The organism is Micromonospora sp. NBC_00860, from assembly GCF_045207375.1.
GTDB classification, from domain to species: domain Bacteria; phylum Actinomycetota; class Actinomycetes; order Mycobacteriales; family Micromonosporaceae; genus Micromonospora; species Micromonospora vinacea.
The window spans coordinates 7,194,962-7,214,515 of record NZ_CP108825.1; the positions used below are offsets into that span (position 1 = coordinate 7,194,962).

A 19,554-nucleotide genomic window follows, 5' to 3' on the forward strand; every position below is an offset into this window, starting at 1 on the left:
CCGGTTGTCGATGATGACCGGGTGGACGACACCCGTTACCCCTGCCCCGCCTGCGGTGCGCCGGCCGACCTGAGCGCCGGTTGCTCCGGCTGCCGGCGCGCGCCCGACCCGATCGCCGCCGAGGTGGTTCGGCTGAGCCGGGAGGCCGCCGAGCTTGAGCCGAAGGTGGAGCAGGCGCGCCGCGCGTACACCGAGCTGGCCGGACGTCTGTCGACCGTGTCGCGGCGGCGGGCCGAACTGGCGGCGGTCGTCCGGGCCGGGTTGGCCGCCTCGGTCGTGGCGCGCCCGGCGGCTCTCGTCGGCCCGGCGCCGTCCATCGGCCCGGGTCCCGGGGTGGCGGCGGATTCGCGACCGGGTGCGGCGGAGACCTCGACCCGGACGGTCCAAGGTCTGCTCTTCGTCCTCGGTGGACTCCTGCTGGGCACCGCGGCGGTGGTGTTCACCGCTGTCGCCTGGGCGGCGGTGGGGGTCGCCGGGCGGGCGTTGATCCTGGTGGCGTTCACCGCGCTCGCCCTGGGCGTGCCGCTGCTGGCGGTCCGCCGAGGTTTGCGGGGTACGGCGGAGACGTTCGCCGCGGTGGGGTTGCTGCTGGTGGTGCTGGACGGTTACGCGGCCTGGTCGGTGGACCTGGCCGGCGTGACCGGCTGGCCGGGCAGCCGGTACGCCGCGCTGGTCGGGGGGGCCAGCGCGGCGGTCGCCGTGGCGTACGGCCGGTGGAGCGGGTTGACAGGCCCCTGGTTCGCCGCCCTGGTGGCCGCCCAGCCGGCGTTGCCGCTGCTCGCCGCCGAGGCCGGGCTGGGTGCGGCCGGGTGGGCGTTGGTACTGCTCGGGGTGGCGGCGCTGAACCTGGCCGTGCTGTCCGCGCTGCGGGGCCGGGAAGGGGCGGCGCAGCTCGTCGGCCGGGTGCTGGCCGGCGTCGGTCACGTCGCCGCGCTGGTGGGTGCCGCGGCCTGCGCGATGGTGCCGCTGGTCAGTGGGCGGGCGGGGGGCTCGCCACTGCTGGCCGGGGTGCCGTTGGTGCTGGTCGCGCTGACCGGGTTCGGCGCGGCCCGGCTCGTCGGGGGGCGGGCGCTGCGGGCCGTGGCGGCAGGGCTGCTGGTGCCGGTGCTCGCAGCCGCCCTGCTGCGTCCGGTGGCGGAGCTGCGGCCGTCCCTGCTGCTGCTCGCGGCGGCGATGGTGGCGCTCGGGCTGGCTGTCGCCGTGCGGTTCGTGCCGGCGGGGGCGGCGGACGGTGGCGGCGGTTGGCGGACCGGCCCGCGGGCCGGTGCGCTGTTCGTCGCGGCGGGGACGGCGCAGGTGACAGTGCTGATCACCGTCGGGCTGGCGGTCGCCACCGTCGGCCGGTCGCTGCCGCCCTGGGGCGGGGCTGGGACGGGGCTGGACCTGCGCTGGGGCTGGCAGCTGGCACCGGCGGTGGCACTGGCGATCGGCGCCACGGTGCTGCTGCTGCCCCGGAGCGCGCGGGCGGTGCTCGCCACGGCCGGGGCGGTGGCGGTGCTGTTCGCCGTACCCGCCGGCTGGACGGCCTCCTGGTCGCAGGTGGTGGCCATCGACCTGGTCGGCGGGGTCGCGTTGCTGCTCGCCGTGCTGGCCCGCCCGACCACCCCGCCGGTCGCCCTGCGCACCCGTGCGCTTGGCGGTGCTGTGCTGCTCGGGCACGGGCTGCTGGTCGCCCTGGCCGCCCCGGCCGGTGCCCTGGTGGCGCTCGGCGTGCTCGCCGTGGTCGGGCTGGCCCTCGCCGTCCGACGGGGGGCTGGCGCGTACCGGGAGGTGGCCGGCGCGGGTCTGCTGGTCGGGCAGCTCGCGCTGCCCGGGATCGCGGCGGTGGCGATGTTCGCCGCGGGCGGGTCGCCGTGGTGGCAGGCCCGGCTCGCGCTGGCCGCCGCCGGGCTGTCGCTGGCCGCGGCGCTCGCGGCCCGTCGCCACCGGGTGGAGCTGATCGGGTACGCGCTGACCGGCGCCGTCGTCGCGGTGACCGTGCCGGGCCTCGCGCCACTGGTCGGGGCGGGTGACGAACCGCTCGCGCTGTACGCCGCGCTGGCGGCCCTGGGTGTCGCGTCCGTCGCCTACCTGCTGCCGTCGGCGAGCGCCTCCGGCCCGGCGGCCCTCGGGGACCGGCCGGCGGCCGACGGGCGCGAGCCGGGCCGGTCGGCGCTGTTGCTGGCGGCGGGCGGAACGTTGGCGGCCGTCGCCGTCCTGGCGGTCCTGCCGACGGTGCTGACAGCGCTCGTGTCGCCCTACGACGGTCGGGACAGGGTGTGGTCGGGGGTGCCCACTGTCGTCGCCGACCCGACGGTGCTCCCGGCCGGGTTCGCGCTGGTCGTGCTGGCAATAGCCGGCGCGCTGACCGGTCGACGGGTCGGCCTGCCGGTGCCGCCCGCTCTGCCGTTCGTCGCGGCGGCGCTGCCGGTGCTGCTCATCGCGATCGGCGCGCCGTGGCCGGTGCTGCCGGCCGCCGTTCTGCTCGCCGGCCTGGCCGCGCTGCTGTTCACCGCTTTGGCGGCGGCCCGCCTGGCGCTCGCACCGGTCGCCGTGCCGGTGGGCGTGGTGTTGGTGGCCTCCGGTGTGCTCGGTCTGCTGGCCACCCGGGCCGGGACGCTCGCAGCCGAGGGGGCGTTGCTGGTGGCGGCGGTGGCGGTCGCCGCCGGGGCGCGCCGGTTCGAGGTACGGGTCGCCGGTTGTCTCGCCGCCGTGGGCGCGGCGTCCGCGTTGGCGGTGACCGCCCCACTCGCCGGTGGGCTGCCGTTGCGGGCTGCCGCGTACCCACTGCTGGTGGTGGCCGCGTTGGTGCTGGCCGCCGCTGTGGTCACCCCGGCGGGGGCCCGGCTGGGACGGGTGCTGGACGCTGCCGCGCAGGCCGTCGCGCTGGTGGCGGCGGTGCTCGCCGTCGAGGTGGCGCGGCACCTCGCCACCGTCTGCGTGCTCTGGGGTGTCGCCGTCGCGCTGCGGCTGCTGCGCCGGGGTGAACCGGCCGGTCGACGGTGGGCGTTCGCCGGGATCGCCGCCGGCAGCGAACTGCTCGGGGCCTGGGTACTGCTGGCCGCCGGTGGGGTGACAGTGCTGGAGGCGTACACCCTGCCGGCCGCGGCGCTCGCCGTCGGCGCGGGTCTGCTGGCGCTGCGCACCCGGCCGGGGCTGACCAGTTGGCCGGCCCTCGGCCCGGGGCTGGTAGCGGCGTTGCTGCCCAGCCTCGTGTCGGTGCTGGCCGGGCCGGACCCGCAGCCGTGGCGGCGACTGCTCCTCGGCGCGGCGGCCACCGGCGCGGTGCTGGCCGGCGCGACCCGCCGGTGGCAGGCGCCGGTGCTGCTCGGCGGCGGGGTGCTGACGCTGTTGGCGCTGCACGAGGTGGCCCGGGGATGGGACCTGCTGCCCCGGTGGATCTACCTGGGCGTCGGCGGGCTGGCGCTGGTCGGGCTCGCCGCCACCTACGAGCGGCGTCGACGTGACCTGGCTCGACTGCGCGCCGCGGTGGGCCGACTGAGCTGAGTCGAACCAGTGGGGGTAGGGCCTGCCCTACCCCCCATTCGGGGGTTGTCGGGTTTACTCACCGCTACCGCGATCGGGAGACTTGACATTAAGCCCGAACCACCCTGGTACGGGCGCAAGCGGAACGGGAGCAGCGATGGCGCTCGGAGCGGTGGCGGAACCGCCGGTACGACGGCGAGGTAGTGACTACGCACAGTTGTCCCGACGGATCAGCCAGGCGGGCCTGCTGGAGCGGCGCCCCGGCTGGTATGTCACCCGCATCGTGTTCACCCTCGGCGCTTTCGTGGCCGGCTGGGTGGCCGTGTTCCTGCTCGGCGACTCCTGGTGGCAGCTTCCGCTCGCGGCCCTGATGGCGGTGGCCACCACCCAGGTCGCGTTCCTCGGTCACGACGCCGGGCACCGGCAGATGTTCCGTCGGCGTGGCCCCAGCGAGTTGGTGGGGCTGCTCGCCGGCAACGTGGCGGTGGGGATCAGCTACGGCTGGTGGGTCGACAAGCACAACCGGCACCACGCCAACCCGAACCACGAGGACGAGGACCCGGACGTCGGCGCGGGCGCACTGGTGTGGACGCCCGAGCAGGCGATGGAGACCCGGGGGTTCGGCCGTTGGATGGCTCAGCGGCAGGCGTACTTCTTCTTCCCGATGCTGCTGCTCGAGGGCCTGAGCCTGCACGTGGCGAGCATCCGGGCGATCGTCGGCCGGGAGGACGGCAAGTACACCGTCCCGATGCGGCGCCGGGCGGTCGAGGCGGCGTTGCTCGTCGTGCACACCGCCGCCTACGTGGCGCTGCTGTTGGCGGTCATGTCCCCGGTCAAGGCGCTGCTCTTCGCCGTCGTGCACCAGGCGCTGTGGGGCCTCTACATGGGCTGCGCGTTCGCGCCGAACCACAAGGGCATGCCGATGCCGACCGCCGAGGACGAGCTGGACTTCCTGCGTAAGCAGGTGCTGACCTCCCGCAACGTACGCGGCAGCCGACTGGTGGACACCACGCTCGGTGGCCTCAACTACCAGATCGAGCACCACCTCTTCCCGAACATGCCCCGCGCCAACCTGCGCCGGGCCCAGCCGATCGTGCACGCCTACTGCGTCGAGCAGGGCATCCCGTACGCCGAGACCGGTCTGGTCGAGTCGTACCGGCAGGCACTCGGTCACCTGCACGAGGTGGGGCGGCCGCTGCGCGGCTGAACACACCAGGGGGAAGGCGGGGGCGGTGCCAGACGGCACCGTCCCCGCCTGCGCGTATCGGACCGATCGACACCCCGCTACCGCTGGCCCATGCCGGCCGTCGTCCCCGGTAGGGTCGGCCCATGGCAGACCTGCTCACCGCGGAAGCGGTGCGAGAAGAGCTGGGCGGGCTGACGGGCTGGTCCCTGGCCCGGCGGATTGACGACATCGTCCGGAGTGCGGCATGAGATTCGAGATCAGCAAGGTTCTGGATGCCATCGAGGGTCGGGTCTGCACCGACCCGTCACTGGCCCGAGCCGTGGTCGACCTGGCCGAGGTGATCCGCTACCAGGACATCGACGGTGGTCGTCCGGCCAGCCTGCTCCGCCTCGGCATGGTCATCGACGCGCTCTCCCGCGAGCTGGAGGAAGACAGCGTCCAGGTCTACGCGGTGGTGCACCGGGCGTTGCTCTCCGACGCCGACCTCACCTCGAACGAGCGGATGGTCGTCCGCCGCTGGGCCGACGACGGGCTCGTCGAGGTGCTCGACAACCCGGGTGACCGGATGTTGGAGGTCGCCGACCTGCTCGGTCTGCCGGTGCTCAGCCGGGTCCGCTTCGACGGGCTGCGGGGTCGCTTCCCGTGGCTGGTCGAACAGCCCGGTCGGGTGGTCGCCCCGGTGCCCGGCGCCGGCGGGCCGGTGTTCATCGCACACGTCGGCGGTGGCCACTCGCCGGTGGCCGGCAAGCGGTCGCCGACCGGCGCCAAGCTGCTGGCCCGCCAGTGGCGCTGCCCGGAGTCGGGCTGCGCGCTGTTCGGCGGCGGTGGTGGGGGTGGCGCGTTCGCCGACCTGGCCGGGGGTGCCGACCGCAGCCCCGCAGCGCAGCCGCCGCCCGCGCTGCGCAACGGCGTGCCGACCTGCCCCCGACACGGCGTACGGCTCGGTGACGGCGGCCCGCGTCCGCGTACCGAGGTGCTCGCGGTGCGCGTCGGCGGCCTGGTGCGGCGGCGGTTCGTGCTCAGCGAGGAGCAGCCGATCGTGGCCGGTCGGGCTCCCGAGCAGGACGGCGGGATCATGCTCGGGCAGTGGCTCAACGACGAGGCCCGGCGCTGGATCAGCCGTGGTCACGTCCGCTTCGAGCTGCGGGTCGGCGAGGTCATCGTGACCGACGTCAGCACCAACGGCTCCGGTATCCGCCCGGCCGGTTCGATGACGGAGTCCGACCGGATCCCGCTGGCCCCCCAGCAGTCCCGGGTGCTGGGCGAGAACGACATGGTGGAGCTGTACCCGGGGGTCCAGATCGGTCGGGCCGAGGAGTTGCCCACCGGTGCCCCGTTCACCCCCACCTCGGTGATGGCCGAGGCCCCGACCATGGCCATGCGCCTGCCCCGGCCCTGACGCGAAAGGCGGGCGCCGGAACCCCGACGCCCGCCTTTCACCACGTTCCTGGATCAGCCGGCCAGCACCTCGGCCAGCTGGGCCACCGCCAGGTCGATCTCTTCCTCGGTGATCACCAGCGGCGGGGCGAGCCGGATGGTGGAGCCGTGGGTGTCCTTGGCGAGCACGCCGCGCGCGGCGAGCCGCTCACACGCCTCCCGACCGCTCATCAGCGCCGGGTCGATGTCCAGACCGGCCCACAGGCCACGGACGCGTACCCCGACGAGGCCCTTGCCGACCAACCCTTCCAGGCCGGCCCGCAGCCGCTCACCCAGCTCGGCCGAGCGGCGCTGGAACTCGCCGGTGGCCAGCAGCCGGACCACCTCGATCGCCACCGCGCAGGCGAGCGGGTTGCCGCCGAAGGTGGAGCCGTGCTGGCCGGGCTTGAGCACCCCGAGCACGTCGGCGTTCGCGGCCACCGCGGAGACCGGCACGATGCCGCCGCCGAGCGCCTTGCCGAGCAGGTACATGTCCGGCACGACGCCCTCGTGGTCACAGGCGAAGGTCGCGCCGGTACGCCCCAGACCCGACTGGATCTCGTCGGCGATGAACAGCACGTTGCGCTCGGTGCACACCTGGCGTACGCCCGGCAGGTAACCCTCCGGCGGCACCACCACACCCTGCTCGCCCTGGATCGGCTCCAGCAGCACGGCCACGGTGTTCTCGTCGATCGCGGCGGTCAGCGCGTCCAGGTCGCCGTACGGCACGACAGTGAACCCCGGGGTGTACGGCCCGAAGTCGGCGCGAGCGTCCTCGTCGGTGGAGAAGCTCACGATGGTGGTGGTCCGACCGTGGAAGTTGCCCTCGGCGACCACGATGTTGGCCTGCCCGGCGGCCACGCCCTTGACCTGGTAGCCCCACTTGCGGGCCACCTTGATCCCGGTCTCCACCGCCTCGGCGCCGGTGTTCATCGGCAGCACGAGGTCCTTGCCGCACAGCTCGGCCAGCTCACGGCAGAAGTCGGCGAACTGGTCGTGGATGAACGCCCGGCTGGTCAGCGTCAACCGGTCCAGTTGGGCGTGCGCGGCGGCGATCAACTGCGGGTGCCGGTGACCGAAGTTCAGCGCGGAGTAGCCGGCCAGGCAGTCCAGGTAGCGGCGCCCGTCCACGTCGGTGAGCCAGGCGCCCTCGGCGGACGAGATCACCACCGGCAGCGGGTGGTAGTTGTGCGCAGTCCAACGCTCGGCGTCCCGGACCGCTCCCGGCGTACGCAGCTTGTCATCCACTATCACTTGCTTGCCTTTCCCTGACGGAGTCGCAGCGTGCAGCACTTCGGTCCGCCGCCGGCCTTACGTAGCTCGGACAGGTCGACCCCGATGGTTTCGTAGCCCCGGTCGCGCAGCTTGGCGGCCAGGTCGGTGGCCTGCGCGGGCAGCACCACGTGCCGCCCGTCGCTGACCGCGTTCAGCCCCAGCACCTCGGCGTCGGCCATGGTGGCGTGCACCGCGTCGGGGAAGAGCCGGCGCAGCACGGCCCGGCTGCCCGGGGAGAACGCCTGCGGCAGGTAGGCCACGGTCCGCTCGTCGAGCACTGTCAACGCGGTGTCCAGGTGGTAGAAGCGCGGGTCGACCAGTTGCATGGTGATCACCGGGTAGCCGAAGACCTCCTGCAACTGGGCGTGTGCGGCGTGCGCCGTGCGGAAGCCGGTGCCGGCCAGCAGGTGGTCACCGGCCAGCAGGACGTCGCCCTCTCCCTCGTTGACGTGCTTCGGGTCGTACATCTCGAAGCCGGCGGCCTCGAACCAGGCCCGGTACGCCGGCGCCTCGTCGGCGCGCTGCGGGTCCCGGAACTGCACGGCCATCGCCTTGCCGTCGATCACGGTGCCGCCGTTGGCGGCGAAGACCATGTCGGGCAGGCCGGGCACCGGAGTGATCTCCTCGACGGTGTGGCCCAGGTCAAGGTACGTCTGGCGCAGCTGCTCCCACTGCCGGACGGCCAGCGCGGCGTCGACCGGCGCGCTCGGGTCCATCCATGGGTTGATCGCGTAATCGACGGCGAAGTACGTCGGCCGGCACATCAACAGGCGCTGGCTGGTGGCGTCCATCGTCATTGTCCTGCTCCCAGGGGTCGGGCGCGCCCGGCCACCGTGGCCCACGGGCTGGCGCCGTTGCTCAACGGTATGCGGCGTCAGCGGCAGGATCCACCACCGAGAGTTGCACAGACCGAAGATTCGTTGCGTCTGGGAGCTGTGCGAATGCGAATCGTTGCGTCGGAGGCTTCGTGGGCCGGGATTCGTGTTCCGGGCCACCTGCCGCAGGCGTCTCGCGTGGCCTTTGCTCTGCTTCATCGGACGCAACAGCCAACGCCCGGATACCGGACGTGAGATGTTGCGTCTAGTGAAGCAGAGCAAAGGGGGCGTGCCGGGCGAAGCCGGGCCGTCGCTGGCGCAGGGGTCTCGTTTCCGGGCCGGAGCCCATCCCACCGGGAAGCTGCCAGGCCCTGGAAACACTTCAGGGGCGGCGAACCGCCGCCCCTGAAAGGGTGTCGCCCGGCCGGTGAACCACCGGACTGATCGGGCTGCCGGCGAACCGCCGGCTGTTCGCCGGTGCATCACCGGCGAGCGGAACAGTGCCCGCTAGAAACGATCCACAAACTGTGAGTCAAGCCACTCCCGGAAGCGCTGCACCCAGTCGCCGTCAGTGGTCGGCCAGTCGAACTGGCCGGTCATCGCGAGCACCCCGATCACGACCGCGGCCAGCCCGATCATCACGCCGAAGAGCGCGTCGGTCTTGCCGGCGACGTGCCGACGGCGGGTGGCCATCAGGCCGAGCACCGCGAGCACCGCACCGAACGCGCCGAGCCCGATGCCGTACCCGGCCAGGGTCCCGGTCAGCACGAACATGGCGCCGACGACCGAGACGATCAGGCCGAGGGTGGCGAGCAGGCTGGCGCGCGGCTTCGGGCCACGTGTCACCGGCGGCTCGGGCGTGGTCACGTCCGGAGTCGGGTCGACCGGGCGGTCGGTGCTGACACGGTCGGTGGTGTCGGGCCGACGGGTGGTGCTGTCGAGGTCGGCGTCCCGCTCGGCGGTCCGTGCCGTCGTCGGGGCGACGGTGGGCCGGGACCCGGTCACCAGAGTGTTGGCGGTGCGGGGCTCGGGTGTGACCGGGCTGGTCGTACCGTTCACCGGCTCGGGTGCGACGGGGCGGGTCGTGCCGTTCAGAGGCTCGGGTGCGACAGGGCGGGCGGTGCCCCGCGGCTCGGTCTCCGCCGGTCGCGCGGTGGCGGCTCGGGCCACCGCCGCCCGCTCGTTGGCCCGCCGCTCGGCCTCGCTGGTCTGGTCGCCGGTCGCGCCGGCGCTGCGGTACGTCGTCTGGTCCTCGTCCCGGTCGGTGACCACCGGTCGGCCGACGCTGTCGTCGGACTGGCCGGTGTCGGTGACCGGGGTGTCACGGCCGTCCACGCGGCCGTCGAGGTTCTCGTCCCGCGTCGGTGCCGGCTCGGACCGGCGGGACAGCGAAGGAATCCTGACCACTACACACCTCCTGATGAATGCGTGGTGGCCGACGGAAAGGGTGGCACCCACGCGGTGTCGCCCCCCAAATACCCACCTGGGCGTTTCTTGACACCAATCCTGGGTACGGCCGCCAAGACCGGCCTCGACCGGAGTCGATCAGCGCGCGGTCCGGTCGGGTGGGGCTGGCTATCCTTGGCACCTGTGCCAGAGGGACACACGATCCACCGCCTGGCGGCCCGGCACGCCGAGCTGTTCGCCGGGGACAAGCTGCACGCCACGAGCCCGCAGGGCCGTTTCGCCGAGGGTGCCGCCCGGCTCACCGGGACCGTGCTGGAGGGCACCGAGGCGTACGGCAAGCACCTGCTGCACCACTACGCCGGCGAGCTGACTCTGCACGTACACCTCGGGTTGTACGGCAAGTTCACCGACGGGCCGGGGGAGCCGCCGGAGCCCGTGGGTCAGGTGCGGCTGCGGCTGGCCAGCGACCGGCACTGGCTCGACCTGCGCGGGCCCACGGCCTGTGAGCTGCTCACCCCACCCGAGGTGGCCGCGCTGCGGGACCGCCTCGGGCCGGATCCGTTGCGCGCCGACGCCGACCCGGAGCGGGCGTACATCCGGATCACCCGCAGCCCCACACCTCTCGCCGCGCTGCTGCTGGACCAGTCGGTGGTGGCCGGCACCGGCCTGATCTTCGTGACCGAGGCGCTGTTCCGGGCGGGGCTGCCTCCCACGATGCCGGGACGGCAATTGACCAGGACCGGCTGGGACGCGCTCTGGGTCGACCTGGTCGGGTTGATGCGGCTCGCGGTCGAGCACGGCCGGATCGACACGGTCCGCGACGCGCACCTGCCGGAGGCGATGGACCGACCGGCGCGGGTGGACCGGCACGGTGGCGAGGTGTACGTCTACCGCCGCCCGGGAGCACCCTGCCACGTCTGCGGCACCGAGGTCAGCCGGGGCGAGTTGGCCGGCCGCAACCTGTACTGGTGCCGTACCTGCCAGGCCGGCTGACCCGCCAGGTGCCGGACCTCAGGCGCCGTCGAGCAACCAACGGACCACCTCGATCTTCTCGGGGAAGATGCCGTCGTCGGCGACGCTCCAGGACAGCGTGTGGCCGATCGTCCAACCCCGGACCCGTTCCCGGTCCAGCCCCAGGTCGGTGCTGAGTCGGTCCAGCCGGTGCCGGACGACGGCCGGCGAGTGCCCCAACTCAGGGCCGCGCACCATCGGCACGACTGAGAATTCCCGTTCCCCGGTCAGCGGCTTCGGGTCGATCGCCAGCCACGGCCCTCGGTCGACGGGGAGCGCGCCGGCGGCGAGCACGTTGCCGGCGTGCAGGTCCTGGTTGACGAGTACCTGTTCGCCCTGGCTGGATGCCAGGCCGCCGAGCAGGTCGAGCGCCCCGTCGAGCAGCCGCCGCTCGTACGGCCGGCCGGCCTGTTCCCAGGCCCTGGGCATCCGGTCGATCCAACGGGCGGTCTCCTGCGCCAGCGGGGTGAACGGCGCGCCGGCCGGTCGCCAGAGCCGGGGGAGCAGCGCGATCACCGCGTCCAGCGCCCGGTCCAGCGGGAGGTCGTGCAGGGGAGTGCCGGGCTGGCAGCGTTCGAGCAGCAGGGCACGCCGCTCGGGGTCGTGGGCGAGCAGACGGATCGCCGCGTCACCGCCCCAGTGGGCCAACGCGTCGGCTTCGTGCCGGCTTTCCTCGTCGGGGTACTGAAGCTTCAGCACCACCGCAGTGCCGTCGGGCATCTCGGCGGGGAGCGCCAGTGAGGCGTACGCCTGTCGAAAGGGCGGCCCGACCCGCAGCGACCAGCGCTCGGCGCACTCGGCCAGCCACGTGGGAAGTGCGGCCAGCCAGGCGCGACCGGCCGGTGACCCGCGTACCCAGTCGAGTCCCTCGGGCAGGTCCATCTGGCCCTCCTGAGTCGTACGTCGGTTCGTGCCGGCTGCCTAGTGGTTCAGGCGGGCCACGGCGTTCCCACAACGGTCCACAGTGGCTAGCGTGGACGGGTGCAGATTGGTGTGAACGTACCGAACTTCGCCCCGGGAACCGACCCCGACGTGCTGCGTCGGTGGGCGCAGACGGTCGAGGGTCTCGGCTTCGACCTGTTGATGGTCTCCGACCACATCGTGGTGACCCCGGACGTGGCCGAGCAGTATCCGGCGCCGTTCTACGAGCCGTTCACCACGCTGTCCTGGCTGGCCGGGGTGACCAGCCGGGTCCGGCTGGGCACCACTGTGCTCATCGTTCCGTACCGGCATCCGCTGCTCACCGCCCGGATGGCGGCGAATCTCAACCGGCTCAGCGGCGGTCGGCTCGTCCTCGGCGTCGGTGTTGGCTGGGCCCGGCAGGAGTTCGAGGCGCTTGGCGTGCCGTTCCGGCAGCGCGGCGCGCTGACCGACGAGTACCTGCACACCATGCGGGCGGCCTGGCAGGACACCGAGGACTACGACACGGCGGCCATCCCGATCTGGGTCGGCGGCAACAGCGAAGCCGGCATGCGCCGCGCGGTGTTGCTCGGTGACGCCTGGCATCCGCTGCGGGTCACGCCGGGACGGCTGGCCGAGGCGGTCGGACGGCTGAAGGCCATCGCCGACGAACTGGGTCGCCCGGTGCCCGCGTTGGTGCCACGGATCGCCCTTCAAGAGACCAGTGCACCGATTAGCGACCCGGACCGGCTCACCGGTGTCGGCACCATCGATCAGATCGTCGCCGACCTCGACCAGCTTCGCGCGCTCGGCGCGGAGACGGTGGTGCTGGACCCGTTCAACGACGATCTGACCGAGATCCGCCAGCCCGAACGCGCCTGGCGGACCCTTGCGGCGGTGGCCGCACACCACAAGACCCAGGAGGATCGATGACCCCCGACGACGAGAAGTTTCTCCGCCACGCCGTGGAAATCGCCAGGCGGGCGGGGGCTTCCGGCGAACGGCCGTTCGGCTCGTTGCTTGTCGACGCGGCAGGAGTCGTCCTGATCGAGGACCACAACACAGTGGTCTCCGACGCGGACATCAGCGCACACCCCGAGTTGAAGCTGGCCTGCTGGGCGGCTCGGGAACTCTCTCCCGAGGTGGCCGCCGGCACCACCATGTTCACCAGTTGCCAGCCCTGCCCGATGTGCGCGACGGCGATCGACCGGTCCGGCCTCGGGCGGGTGGTGTACGCCCTGTCGACCGAGCAGTTCGAGGAGGTCAAGCCGGCCACCCCGCCGTTGCCCCCGGTCCGGTACGAGGGGCCGGCGCTGTTCGACGAGGCACGCCAGCCGATCGACGACTACTACTGACCGGAGCCCGTCGGAGCTGCTTGGCTCGGCTGAGCCGACGCCGAGGGCCGTCCCGCGTGCTCAGGCGGTGTGGCGGACCCGCGCGCGCCACAGGTCGTCCTGGGTGCCTGTCTTGTGCCAGAGGTGGGCGATGCCGTCCGGGCCGAGGTCGTCGAGGGGTACGAGGAAGTCAGTGGACAGCGTTCTGGCGAATTCGTCGACGTCGGCGATCGTGTGGGGGGTGCTGGCGTCGGCGCCAAGCCGGCGCAGCGTCCGGGACAGCAGGACCAGGGTGTGGTCGGCGCTCGGCCGAGCGGCCATGAGCGTGGTGACATACGCCGAGGCGGGGGACGTGGACATTTCCCGGGAGTGGGCGGCAAAGTCGCCGATCTCCCGTGGCCGCAAGCGAAAGTCGTAGGAGGCGATGGTGCCACCGGGGTGGTGGTGGAAGCGCCAGGTGTCCGGATCGAGCCGCTCAAGCCGGTAGGTCAGGCTTCCCTGAATGTGGGGCCCCTCCCGCATCGGCAGCGGCTGGACGAATCCATCACCGATACCGGCGTCCGCCAGCCAGCGTCGATCGTCGAGGTCGACCAGGAGCGCGTTGTGGTTGCCCCACATCGACTCGCCGCGGGTAGCACGCATGACTGCGGCCTCCACAATGGTCACCTGGAGGCCGGCCAGACGCAGCAGCATGGCCAGGCCGGCGTTCTGTTCGTAGCAGTAACCGCCGCGCCGCCGCCGTACGAGCTTGTCGAAGATCGCCTCCGCATCGAGGGCGATCGGCCGGCCGAGCTGGATGTCGAGGTTCTCGTACGGCACGGCGTGCCGCCAGGCCTGATGCAGTGCGAACAGCGTCTCCACGTCGGCTGCGACGCGCCCGTGGTGCCCAATTCTGTGCAACATCTGAGCCATCGCCACTTTTGTGCCCATCATCAGCCTCCCAAGTGAGGGAATGCCCTCCACTTGTAAAGTCTAAGTGAAAGACTTCCATCCGTATACTGGTCAGGTGAAGAACGAGAGCCCCAGGCTCCGGGCGGACGCCAGGCACAACCGCGAACAGATCATCGAGGCGGCCCGCGCACTCATCGCCGAACGCGGTGTCGAAGTGCCGATGGAGGAGGTGGCCCGCCGCGCCGGTGTCGGGGCCGCCACCCTCTATCGCCGGTTCCCCGACCGTGAGGCTCTGGTGCGCGGGGTTGCGCTGGACGGCTTCGACCGCGTAGTCGCCATCGCTCGCGATGCCGAAGACGAGGAGCCGGACGCGTGGCGTGCGCTCGCGCGCTTCGTCCGCCGGGCGGCCGCCGAGCTGAGGTTGGCCACCTGGCTGTCGATCTGGTTCACCAGCACCTGGGAGCAGCTGCACGCCGAGCCCGAGGAGCAGCGGCTCCGTCAAGCCCTGCTGAAGATCCTCGACCGGCTCGTCCGCCGCGCCCAGGCCGACGGCGACCTGCGTCCCGACGTGGACGCCGGCGACCTGACCCTCATGATGGCGCTGCTGCTGCGGCCGTTGCCCGGCCTGCGCGCCGAACTCACCCAGCGCAGCGTGGACCGCTACCTGAGCCTCATGCTCGAGGGCCTGCGTGCCGGCCCGGACATCCAGGACCTTCCCCCCGCCGAGGTCGGCCTGGTCGACCTCGGGGGCGCCTGATGGATGTCGGGGCGCGGACATCGCTACGGCCGGGCGACCGTCCCCGTTGCGGTGTGACGCAGCCGGAATTGACAGTCGGCCGGCTGTCGGAGCAGGGTTGAGCGGTGACAACGATGTCAACGGGCAAATGGGGGCAAAAGCCCCGGCTGCGGGTTGACCCTGGCCAGTCGATTCGTGGCGTACCGTTGGCGGTTTTGCGGCGCGGACCCGGTCCGTCCGCCGATCCTGGCCGTATGTCCCATTCCTACCCGACGGTGACCAGCTGAAATGACCGACGTGCCCCGATCCGACGCCGCAACGACACCCGCCCCGGCAGGGTCGCCAGACCTGCCCGATCTGGACGAGTTCCTCGCCGACCAGACCCGGACGCTGCTCGACACCGCCCGCCGCTCGGTCCGGCCCGAGGGCGGCTTCTGGTGGCTCACCGACGACCGCACCCCGGACCGCGGCGAACCGATCCACACCTGGATCACCTGCCGGATGACCCACGTGGCCGCCCTTGCCCACCGCAACGGCGACCCGGACGCCGCCGCCCTGGTCGACCACGGGATCGCCGCGCTCAGCACACTGCTGCGCGACGACCGGTACGGCGGCTGGTTCGGAGCGGTGGACCAGCAGGGGGTGCCCGTCAACGACCGCAAGGCCGGCTACGACCACGCGTTCGTCCTGCTCGCCGCCTCCAGCGCCGCACGCGCCGGCCGGCCCGGCGCGGACACGTTGCTCGCCGACGTGCTGACCGTCGTGCGGGACCGATTCTGGGACGACGACGCCGGCGCGGTCCGCGAGTCGTGGAACCGGGACTGGACGGTCACCGAGGACTACCGGGGCGCCAACAGCAGCATGCACATGGTCGAGGCGTACCTCGCCGCTGCCGCCGCCACCGGCGACGCGAGCTGGGCCGACCGGGCCCTGCGGATCGCCACCCACCTCGTGCACGGTGAGGCGGCCCGGCACGACTGGCGACTGCCCGAGCACTTCACCACCGACTGGACGCCGCTGCCCGACTACAACCGGGACCAGCCCGCCGACCCGTTCCGGCCGTACGGCTCCACCATCGGGCACTGGCTGGAGTGGGCCCGGCTGCTGCTGGAGTTGGAGGCGGTCCTGCCGCAGCCGCCCCGCTGGCTGCTCACCGACGCCCGTGCCCTGTTCGCCGCGGCCGTTCGTCGCGGTTGGGCGGTCGACGGCGCGGACGGCTTCATCTACACGATCGACTGGGACGACCGGCCGGTGGTGCGCTCCCGGATGCACTGGGTTCTCGCCGAGGCCATCGGGGCGGCGATCACAGTGCACCGCCGCACCGGGGACGCGGTCTACCTCGACTGGTACCGGGTCTTCTGGGCGTACGCCCGCCGCAGTCTCATCGACCAGACCGGATGGCGGCACGAGTTGGACGCGCAGAACCTGCCCGCCGACACGGTCTGGCACGGCCGACCAGACGTCTACCACGCGTACCAGGCGGTACTGCTGTCCCGCGCGGCCGACGGGCTCGGTGGCCCCGGCCCGCTCGCACCGGGGGAGGTGACCGCGTGATCGTCGTCGCGGGTGAGGCTCTGATCGACCTGGTCGTCACCGCCGAGGGGCAGCGGGCCGTGCCCGGCGGCTCCCCGGCGAACGTCGCTGTCACAGTGGCCCGGCTCGACCAGCCGGTACGGCTGCTGGCTCGGCTCGCCAGCGACGACTACGGTCGGCAACTCGTCGAGTATCTGAGCGCCAACCGGGTGGACCTGGAGTGGGCGGTGCACGCCGAGGAGCCCACGTCGGTGGCGGTGGCCACCCTGAACGCCGCCGGGCAGGCCAGCTACGAGTTCCGACTGGCCGGTGCCGCGGACTGGCAGTGGACTCCGCAGGAGCTGCCCGAGTTGGCCGGCTCACCCGCGATCGCGCTGCACACCGGCTCCCTGGCACTCGCGTTGGCGCCCGGCGCCGAGGCGTTGGAGGGCCTGCTCGCCCGAGAACGCCAGCGGGACGGGCTCACCATCTCCATCGACCTCAACCTGCGGCCGAGCATCGTCACCGACCGGGCGGCGGAGCAGGAGCGGGTACGCCGGCAGGTCCGTCTTGCGCACCTGGTCAAGGCCAGCGACGAGGACCTGGCCTGGCTCTACCCGGACCGTTCGGTGGCCGACGTGATGACCGAATGGCGTACGGCCGGCGTGTCCTGTGCCGTGGTGACCCGGGGCGGGGACGGCGTCTGGCTGCTCGCGCCCGACGGCTCGCTGCACGAGGAGCCGGCGGTCCGCACCACGGTGGTCGACACCGTTGGCGCCGGCGACTCGTTCACGGGTGGCCTGCTGGCCGCACTGGCCGACCTCGATGCGCTCGGCGACCGCCCAGCCGACCGGCTCGCTGCCGTCACTCCGCAGCAGTGGGGCACAGTGCTGCGCCAGGCCGCGACCGTGGCCGCACTGACCTGCGGCCGTCGGGGTGCCGACCCGCCCCGCCGCTCGGAGGTAGCGGCCCGCCTCACCCCCGCAAACTGACCCCTTTGCTCTGCACCCGCGGATGCGACGGCTACGAGCCGTGCCCGGTCGTGCCCGGTGCCCGGTCGTGACCGGTGCGCATCAGGGTGCAGAGCAAAGGAGGGGGCAGGGGTTGTCTGCCTTGCTCCTCCGGGGCGAGCACGTCCTGCTCAACGCTCGCGGTTCCGCCACCGGACGGGGTGGGCGGGGGTCAGGTCAGGCCGCGGGGTCGGAGCCGCGTGGGGAGCACTGTGGTTGTCGGTGGGGAGTCGTCGCCGGCTATGCGCTCGAACAGCCGTTCTGTGGCGACCCTCGCCAGCTCCCGGGTGTCGTAGGCGACGACGGTCAGCGGTCGGGGCATCAGGTGGGCCAGCTCGAAGTCGTCGAAGCCGACCAGCGCGGCGTCGCTGCCCCGCCGGTGCAGCTCCTGGAGCGCACCGACGGTGAGCCGGTTGTTGGCGCAGAAGAACGCGGTCGGCGGCTCCGGGAGGTCGAGCAGCGCGGCGACAGCCCGACCGGCCTCCTCGGGAGCGATGAGCCGTTCACGGATCAGTGACTCGTCCGGTTCGACAGCAGCGGCGTCCAGCGCCGCCCGTGCCCCGGCCAGCCGCTCACGCATGGTGGGCACGCTCGGCGCGCCGAGCAGCAGCCCCACCCGGCGGTGGCCCTCGTCGAGCAGCGCACTCACCCCGGCGTGGCTGCCACCCCGGTTGTCCAACAGCACCGCGTCGGCTTGCAGCCCCTGCGGCGGCCGGTCCAGGAACACCACAGGCATGCCCAACTCGACCTCGCGCCGCAGGAACGAATGGTCCAGGCCCGCCGGCACCACCAGCAGGCCGTCGACCCGGCGCTGGGTGAAGTCCTGGAGCAGGGCGCGTTCCCGCTCCGGGTCCTCCTCCGACGACGCGGTGATCAGCATGGTGCCGTGGGCGGCGGCGATCTCGGCGGCGACGCTGGCGATCGTCGCGTAGAACGGGTTGGCGATTTCCTCGATCAGCAGGCCGACGGTGGCGTTGAGCTGCCGGGAACGCAGGTTGCGAGCGATGTCGTTACGCCGGAAGCCCAGCTCGGCGATGGCGGCCAGCACCCGGCCGACCAACTCCTGCCCCACCGGCTCGTCGTTCACGACCCGGGAGACCGTCTTCAGGCTGACGTCGGCGCGCCGGGCCACGTCGACCATCGTGGGACGCCGACGTACGGTCGGCCGGGTCGGGGTCTGGGTCACGGGGTGTTCCTCCACGGCGGGCGCGGGTCAACGGTCGAGGGCGGCGAGCGCGTCGACAGCTTTACGGGCGGCGATGAGCACCGGATCCCACACCGGCGCGTACGGCGGAGCGTAGCCCAGGTCCAGCTGCGTCATATCGTCCACCGTCATGCCGTTCCACAGCGCCACGGCCAGCGAGTCGATCCGTTTGGCCGCCTCGGACCAACCGACGATCTGCGCGCCGAGCAACCGGCCGCTGGGGCGCTCGGCGATCAGCTTGACAGTCATCGGCCGGGCGCCCGGGTAGTAGCCGGCCCGGTTGGTCGACTCGGCGATCACCGAGACGAACTCGAAGCCGGCGGCCGTGGCGTCGCGCTCGCGCAGACCCGTCCGGCCCACCTCCAGGTCGCACACCTTCGTCACCGCCGTGCCGATCACGCCGGTGAAGGTGGCGTACCCGCCGCCGATGTTGATGCCGGCGACCCGTCCCTGCTTGTTGGCGTGCGTGCCGAGCGGCACGTGCACCGGCAGCCCGCTGACCCGGTGCAGGGTCTCCACGCAGTCGCCGGCCGCCCAGACCCGCGGGTGCCCGGGCACCCGCATCCGCCGGTCCACCCGGATCGCGCCGGTCGGCCCGAGGGGCAGCCCGGCCGCCTCCGCGAGCGCGGTGTTGGGGCGTACGCCGAGACCCATGACCACGACGTCGGTCGGGATCGGCCCCTCGGCGGTGACGACGGCGGACACCCGGCCGTCCCGTTCCTCAAGGCCGGTAACCGGCAGGCTGCCGCGGATCGTGATGCCGAGGCCGCGCATCGCGTCGGCGACCAGCTCGCCCATGTCGCTGTCCACCGTCGACATGGGCTGCTCGCCCGCTTCCACCAGGGTCACCGAGAGGCCGCGTTGGATCAGGGCCTCGGCGATCTCGACGCCGATGTAACCGCCGCCGACCACCACGGCCCGGCGCGGCTGCGGGTCGGCGTCCAGCCAGTCGCGCAGCGCCGCACCGTCGTCGAGGGTCTGCATGCCGAACACGCCGCCCGCGTCGGTGACCGCCCACGACGGCTTCACCGGCACCGCGCCGGTGGCGTACATCAGGTCGTCGAAGCGCTCGCGGACCTCGCCGCCGCCCACCAGGTTCCGGGCCACCACCTCGCGGCGTTCCAGGTCGATGGCAGTGACCTCGTGGCGCATCCGCACGTCCATCGCGTACTCGGTGCGGAACGTCTCCGGGGCCCGGGCGATCAACGCCTCGGGGCCGGGCACCAGGCCGCTGATCCAGTATGGGATGCCGCACGCCGAGTAGGAGGTGAAGTGGCCCCGCTCGAAGACCACGATCTCCAGGTCGCCACTGTCACGACGGCGTCGGGCCTGGGACGCCGCCGACATTCCGGCGGCGTCCCCGCCGATGACGATCAGCCGTTGCGCCACGGG

At 72.8% G+C, this 19,554-nt stretch carries 16 protein-coding genes; 9 read left to right on the forward strand and 7 right to left on the reverse strand.

Features of this window, described 5'->3' with window-relative positions:
- Nucleotides 1-21: 21 nt before the first annotated feature.
- The 3 genes from OH804_RS33415 to OH804_RS33425 all read left to right on the forward strand — a co-directional run bounded on the left by OH804_RS33415 (nt 22) and on the right by OH804_RS33425 (nt 6,050).
- Nucleotides 22-3,486: an SCO7613 C-terminal domain-containing membrane protein gene (locus OH804_RS33415; RefSeq protein ID WP_406061638.1), complete on the forward strand. Its 3,465-nt coding sequence runs from the start codon at nt 22-24 to the stop codon at nt 3,484-3,486.
- Nucleotides 3,487-3,622: 136 nt separating this feature from the next.
- The gene (locus OH804_RS33420; protein WP_406061640.1) at nt 3,623-4,672 is read left to right on the forward strand and encodes a fatty acid desaturase family protein; all 1,050 of its coding nucleotides are present in this window, start codon (nt 3,623-3,625) and stop codon (nt 4,670-4,672) included.
- Between the two features lie 223 nt (nt 4,673-4,895).
- Nucleotides 4,896-6,050 (forward strand): FHA domain-containing protein, encoded by a 1,155-nt coding sequence (locus OH804_RS33425; RefSeq protein ID WP_196919560.1) that lies wholly within the window; start codon nt 4,896-4,898, stop codon nt 6,048-6,050.
- A gap of 53 nt (nt 6,051-6,103) precedes the next feature.
- Here the strand turns inward: OH804_RS33425 and rocD are convergent, their stop codons facing one another.
- The 3 genes from rocD to OH804_RS33440 form a co-directional block, all read right to left on the reverse strand.
- The gene (rocD, locus tag OH804_RS33430) at nt 6,104-7,318 is read right to left on the reverse strand and encodes an ornithine--oxo-acid transaminase (protein WP_238662032.1); all 1,215 of its coding nucleotides are present in this window, start codon (nt 7,316-7,318) and stop codon (nt 6,104-6,106) included.
- Nucleotides 7,318-8,133, reverse strand: coding sequence for a dimethylargininase (gene ddaH, locus OH804_RS33435; RefSeq protein WP_406066766.1), 816 nt, complete (start codon nt 8,131-8,133; stop codon nt 7,318-7,320). Before ddaH ends, rocD begins: the two co-directional genes overlap by 1 nt.
- Nucleotides 8,134-8,664: 531 nt before the next feature.
- The gene (locus tag OH804_RS33440) at nt 8,665-9,564 is read right to left on the reverse strand and encodes a thrombospondin (RefSeq protein ID WP_406061642.1); all 900 of its coding nucleotides are present in this window, start codon (nt 9,562-9,564) and stop codon (nt 8,665-8,667) included.
- A 183-nt stretch (nt 9,565-9,747) separates the two neighbouring features.
- Here OH804_RS33440 and OH804_RS33445 point away from each other — a divergent pair, with 183 nt between their 5' ends.
- The gene (locus tag OH804_RS33445; RefSeq protein WP_406061644.1) at nt 9,748-10,557 is read left to right on the forward strand and encodes an Fpg/Nei family DNA glycosylase; all 810 of its coding nucleotides are present in this window, start codon (nt 9,748-9,750) and stop codon (nt 10,555-10,557) included.
- A gap of 18 nt (nt 10,558-10,575) precedes the next feature.
- Here OH804_RS33445 and OH804_RS33450 read toward each other — a convergent pair whose 3' ends face one another.
- The gene (locus OH804_RS33450) at nt 10,576-11,457 is read right to left on the reverse strand and encodes an aminoglycoside phosphotransferase family protein (RefSeq protein ID WP_406061646.1); all 882 of its coding nucleotides are present in this window, start codon (nt 11,455-11,457) and stop codon (nt 10,576-10,578) included.
- A 99-nt stretch (nt 11,458-11,556) separates the two neighbouring features.
- On the opposite strand from OH804_RS33450, the gene OH804_RS33455 reads away from it, so the two are divergent.
- Nucleotides 11,557-12,408 carry a TIGR03619 family F420-dependent LLM class oxidoreductase gene (locus OH804_RS33455; protein WP_406061648.1) on the forward strand — a complete coding sequence of 284 codons (852 nt, stop codon included), beginning with the start codon at nt 11,557-11,559 and terminating at the stop codon, nt 12,406-12,408.
- Entirely contained in the window at nt 12,405-12,830 is a 426-nt protein-coding gene (locus tag OH804_RS33460) for a nucleoside deaminase (protein ID WP_406061650.1), read from the forward strand. The genes OH804_RS33455 and OH804_RS33460 overlap by 4 nt, the downstream gene beginning before the upstream one ends.
- A gap of 60 nt (nt 12,831-12,890) precedes the next feature.
- On the opposite strand, the gene OH804_RS33465 is transcribed toward OH804_RS33460, so the two are convergent.
- On the reverse strand, nt 12,891-13,772 hold the full coding sequence (locus OH804_RS33465) for an arylamine N-acetyltransferase (protein WP_406061652.1): 882 nt from the start codon (nt 13,770-13,772) through the stop codon (nt 12,891-12,893).
- Between the two features lie 43 nt (nt 13,773-13,815).
- Here OH804_RS33465 and OH804_RS33470 point away from each other — a divergent pair, with 43 nt between their 5' ends.
- From OH804_RS33470 to OH804_RS33480, 3 genes are all read left to right on the forward strand, one after another.
- Nucleotides 13,816-14,457 (forward strand): TetR/AcrR family transcriptional regulator, encoded by a 642-nt coding sequence (locus OH804_RS33470; RefSeq protein ID WP_406061654.1) that lies wholly within the window; start codon nt 13,816-13,818, stop codon nt 14,455-14,457.
- A gap of 267 nt (nt 14,458-14,724) precedes the next feature.
- On the forward strand, nt 14,725-15,990 hold the full coding sequence (locus tag OH804_RS33475) for an AGE family epimerase/isomerase (RefSeq protein WP_406061656.1): 1,266 nt from the start codon (nt 14,725-14,727) through the stop codon (nt 15,988-15,990).
- A complete protein-coding gene (locus OH804_RS33480) occupies nt 15,987-16,940 on the forward strand; it encodes a carbohydrate kinase (RefSeq protein ID WP_196919543.1) in 954 nt (317 codons plus the stop codon). The genes OH804_RS33475 and OH804_RS33480 overlap by 4 nt, the downstream gene beginning before the upstream one ends.
- Nucleotides 16,941-17,130: 190 nt before the next feature.
- Here OH804_RS33480 and OH804_RS33485 read toward each other — a convergent pair whose 3' ends face one another.
- Both OH804_RS33485 and OH804_RS33490 read right to left on the reverse strand, forming a co-directional pair.
- The gene (locus tag OH804_RS33485; protein ID WP_406061659.1) at nt 17,131-18,144 is read right to left on the reverse strand and encodes a LacI family DNA-binding transcriptional regulator; all 1,014 of its coding nucleotides are present in this window, start codon (nt 18,142-18,144) and stop codon (nt 17,131-17,133) included.
- A gap of 27 nt (nt 18,145-18,171) precedes the next feature.
- Nucleotides 18,172-19,551, reverse strand: coding sequence for an FAD-dependent oxidoreductase (locus OH804_RS33490; protein ID WP_406061661.1), 1,380 nt, complete (start codon nt 19,549-19,551; stop codon nt 18,172-18,174).
- Nucleotides 19,552-19,554 lie beyond the last annotated feature (3 nt).